The sequence below is a fragment of the Nitrosophilus sp. genome (assembly GCF_982775275.1).
Genome location: NZ_CEXZHP010000138.1, coordinates 1 through 4,128 on the forward strand (window position 1 = coordinate 1; position 4,128 = coordinate 4,128).

Annotated in this window: 4 protein-coding genes and 2 pseudogenes; 3 read left to right on the forward strand and 3 right to left on the reverse strand. The window is 31.6% G+C overall.

What is annotated here, in order from left to right; genetic code table 11:
* Positions 1-305, reverse strand: a pseudogene (locus tag AC30RD_RS06860) (sensor histidine kinase); the annotation flags it as partial.
* Positions 292-960, reverse strand: a complete 669-nt coding sequence (locus AC30RD_RS06865) for a response regulator transcription factor (protein ID WP_489493660.1) — start codon at positions 958-960, stop codon at positions 292-294. The pseudogene AC30RD_RS06860 and the gene AC30RD_RS06865, both read right to left, overlap by 14 nt.
* Positions 961-1,016: 56 nt before the next feature.
* Between AC30RD_RS06865 and AC30RD_RS06870 the strand changes: the two genes are divergently transcribed.
* From AC30RD_RS06870 to polX, 3 genes are all read left to right on the forward strand, one after another.
* Entirely contained in the window at positions 1,017-1,199 is a 183-nt protein-coding gene (locus AC30RD_RS06870) for a hypothetical protein (RefSeq protein WP_489493661.1), read from the forward strand.
* A 64-nt stretch (positions 1,200-1,263) separates the two neighbouring features.
* On the forward strand, positions 1,264-2,013 hold the full coding sequence (locus AC30RD_RS06875) for a CsgG/HfaB family protein (RefSeq protein WP_489493663.1): 750 nt from the start codon (positions 1,264-1,266) through the stop codon (positions 2,011-2,013).
* Between the two features lie 85 nt (positions 2,014-2,098).
* The gene (gene polX, locus AC30RD_RS06880) at positions 2,099-3,817 is read left to right on the forward strand and encodes a DNA polymerase/3'-5' exonuclease PolX (protein ID WP_489493665.1); all 1,719 of its coding nucleotides are present in this window, start codon (positions 2,099-2,101) and stop codon (positions 3,815-3,817) included.
* A gap of 15 nt (positions 3,818-3,832) precedes the next feature.
* On the opposite strand, the pseudogene AC30RD_RS06885 reads toward polX, so the two are convergent.
* Positions 3,833-4,128: pseudogene (locus AC30RD_RS06885) on the reverse strand (ATP-dependent protease); the annotation flags it as partial.

Genomic DNA, 4,128 nt, shown 5'->3' on the forward strand with positions numbered 1-4,128 from the left:
TTGTTTAGATTAACTTTTTGATTTTTAAGTAAAGAAAATATTCTTACATAATCTGCATCATAGATTGCAGATTTGAAATTTGAATATCTTGGATAATGCAAATCCTCTCCCAGACTATAATGCATCTCTTTTAATCTATGTATTACATCTTTTGCATATTGTGTCAATTTTGGTCTAACTTGCGAAAACATGAGATTTTTTTGAAAATTATAATACATAGCAGATACCAAAGATAAAATGATAATCGTTAAAAATATATATAAAGTTAAAAAGGAGTATAGTGATTTTTTTTCACTGGGCAACAAATTTGTATCCATGTTTTTTTATGCTCAATATTTTATCTTTACCAAAAATTTTTCTAAGATTTTTTATATATGTTCTAAGAGAACTATCGCTTGGCGTCTCATCATAATCCCATAAAGTCTCATAAATCTTTTCGTGGGATATTGGCTGATTTTTATTTTTTAAAAAAAGTTTTAGAAGTTTTTTTTCTTTTTGGTTTAAAGGTATAACTTCTTCATTTTTTAAAAGTTCGTCGGTATCTAGATTGTAGATAAAATTTTCATCAATTTTTATAAAACTTTTTTTTGTATCAAACTCCCTTTTCAAGAGGGTGTCGATTCTAAGTTTTAACTCTTTTAACTCAAAAGGTTTTCTAATATAATCGTCACAACCGCTTTTATATCCTTTTTCAAGATCTTCTACTCTATTTAAAGATGTTATAAAAATTGCGGGGGTATTGCTCTTTTTTCTAATATTTTTTAAAATCTCAAATCCATTTTCGCCTGGAACCATAACATCAAGCAAAAGCAGATCAAAATTTTTTTCATATATTTTTTCGTAAGCTTCGTCGGCGCTATAAGCTACTTCTACAAAAAAACCTTCATCTTCAAGATACTCTTTTATCGTTTCACATAAATTGATATCGTCTTCAAGAAGAAGTATTCTTGCTTTTTGCAATTTTAACCTTTATTTTTTTATAATAGATATAATATCAAAAAACTTTGGGGATTTTAATGAAATGTAAAAAATGCACTAAAAGCGAATTTGTTTATCTTTTGGGTTTTGCAATGATGGTAATAGCTTTTAATCAGCTAAGTATAGGATGTATAGAGGTTGAAAAAAGTTCTTCCTATGCACTTTTTGGAGTCGGATTTTTGATAATGGCATTTGGAGCTTATCTAAAATCGACTAAATAGTATTTAACTCTTTTTAATAAAATTAGTTATAAAATTTAAAAAATTAAATTATATGGAGGTTTTCATGTTTGCAAGAAAAATTAGGGGGATTTTAATTTATGCTTTTCTCGGTATATTTGGGGCATTTATGCTTGGAGGATGTGCAACGGCCGGAACAACAACAACCGTTCAAACTTCAAATCAAAATATAAATGAGGTCGCAGCGTATAATGGACCAAAAGCAAGAATAGCCGTAGCAGTTTTTAGATGTAAAGCGGCAAAATGTAACGGGCAAATTGGTGAAGGTATAAAAGATATGTTGGTTGACGCTCTTTTTAGAACAAATAGATTTGTAGTTTTAGAAAGGGGGGAAGGATTTGCAGAGCTCCAAAAAGAGCTTGAGATGGTAAGAGGAAAAGATTTCAATCAAAAGCAAACCCCAAAAGGAGGACATTTAGAAGGCGCAGATATTTTAGTCGTTGGTGCAATTACAGCTTTTGAGCCCAATGCTGAAGGGATTAAGGGTGGATTGGCTGGTATTATGGGAGGATTTTTAGGAGTAAAGGCTAGCTCAAAAGAGGCTTATATAGCCGCAAATATAAGACTTGTTGATGTTAGAACTGGAAGAGTTATAAACTCTACTAGAGTAGAAGGTAAAGCTTCAAGCTTTAGTATCGGCGGTGTCGGCGGTGGTTTAATTGGAAACGTAGCACTGGCTGGGGGGTTAAGTATGTATAAAAATACGCCTATGGAAAAGGCACTAATGGTTATGATAGATAGAGCCGTTCAAGAGATCTCAAGACTTGTTCCCGAGAGTTATTATAGAGTAAAATAAGGAGGAGTTTTTTTCCTCCTTTTAATCTTCTTTTTTCTTCAAATATCTTATAATAGTCTAAAATACTCCTATAAAAGGAAATCTTATGGCTATCACTAATGCCGATATTGCGGCTATATTTAATAAAACTGCGGATCTTTTGGAAATAAAAGGGGAAAATCCTTTTAAAGTTAGAGCATATAGAAATGCCGCAAGAACTATAGAGAATATAGGCAAATCTTTAGCCGAACTTGTAAACGAAGGGTATGATCTAACAAAATTACCGGGAATTGGACATGATCTAAGTGAATATATAAAAGAGATAGTAACTACGGGAGAATTTTCAAAATTGGAAAATTTAGAAAAAGAGGTTCCTCCCCATTTGGTTGAGATGTTATCTATTGAAGGTCTTGGACCAAAGAGAATTAAGATTTTATATGAAAAATTAAATGTTCAATCTATGGAAGATTTAAGAAGAGCCGCTGAAAGCGGCGAAATATTAAAGCTGCCAGGTTTTGGACCAACTCTTGTTGAAAAGATATTAAAAGGTATTAGACTTGCGAAAAAGGCTGGAAAAAGGTTTAGAATTGATATAGCAAAAAACTATGCAGAAGATCTGATAAAATATTTAAAAGAGATAGAAGGGATTATTCATATAGATGTTGCCGGAAGTTATAGAAGAAAAAAGGAGACCGTAGGTGATCTTGATATATTGGTAACGGCAAAAGATTGGCAAAAGGTGACCGATCATTTTGTAAAATATCCCCAAATTAAAGAGATAGTCTCAAAAGGTCCAACAAGAAGCACTATTATATTAAAATCTGATTTACAGATCGATTTAAGAAGCGTGCCAAATGAGAGTTATGGAGCAGCTTTGCACTATTTTACAGGATCAAAAGCTCACAATATCGCAATAAGATCCCTTGGTGTGAAGCTTGGATTAAAGATAAACGAATATGGAGTTTTTAAAGGAGAAAAAAGAGTTGGTGGAGAAAAAGAAGAAGATATTTTTAAAAGTGTGGAGCTTTCATATATAGAGCCTGAACTTAGAGAAAATAGAGGAGAGATAGAAGCAGCAAAAATCGGAAAACTTCCAAATCTAGTAAAGCTTTCGGATATTAAGGGCGACTTACATACCCATACAAAATATACAGACGGTAAAAATAGCATAGAGGAGATGGCAAAAGCGGCTTTAAAAAAAGGGTATGAATATATCGCTATAACCGATCATTCAAAAAGAGTTACAGTAGCAAAAGGACTCGATGAAAAAAGGCTTTTGGAGCAGATCGAAGAGATAGATAAAATAAATGATAAATTAAAAGGTATAACGATTTTAAAAGGAATTGAAGTTGATATTTTAGAAGATGGAAGCTTGGATCTAAGCGATGATGTGTTAAAAAGACTCGATATTGTCGTAGGAGCGGTTCATTATAAATTTAAACTATCAAGGCAGATGCAGACAAAAAGAGTGTTAAAGGCGATGGATAACCCATACTTTAATATATTAGCTCATCCTACAGGTAGACTAATAGGGCAAAGAGAAGGAATAGATATAGATATAGAAAAAATTTTGAAACACGCAAAAGAGAATAACTGCTTTTTAGAGATAAATGCTCAGCCTGAGAGGCTAGATCTAAATGATATAAACGCAAAATTGGCAAAGGAGATGGGCATTAAAATGGCTATCTCCACAGATGCTCATAATATTTATACTTTAGATTATATGGAATATGGAGTTTATCAAGCAAGAAGAGGGTGGTGCGAAAAAGAAGATATTTTAAATACCCATTCATTAAAGGAGTTGAAAAAAATTTTAAAACGCTAGTCGATAAAGGATTAACTATTTTTCTTTTATAAATGTTTTTGCCTTTAAAGCAAACTCTTTTAATCTATTTTCAACATAGAAGTTAAAACTATCTTTAGTAAACTCTCCATTTTCTTCTCTTATACCCGCTTTTTTATCGGTAAGTATCTCAATAGCTTCATCTATATTTTTTACTCCATATATAAAAAACTCTCCTTTATCTATTTTTTCGTATATTTCATCTTTTAATATTAAGTGTTCAATGTTTGATTTTGGGATTATTACTCCTTGGTCTTTTGTAAATCCTTTGATTTTGCATATCTCAAAAAAAC

Excerpts from the sequence above, each read along its gene's own strand:
- AC30RD_RS06875 (WP_489493663.1), top strand. The coding sequence starts at position 1,264 with ATGTTTGCAAGAAAAATTAGGGGGATTTTAATTTATGCTTTTCTCGGT.
- polX (WP_489493665.1), top strand. The coding sequence starts at position 2,099 with ATGGCTATCACTAATGCCGATATTGCGGCTATATTTAATAAAACTGCG.
- AC30RD_RS06870 (WP_489493661.1), top strand. The coding sequence starts at position 1,017 with ATGAAATGTAAAAAATGCACTAAAAGCGAATTTGTTTATCTTTTGGGT.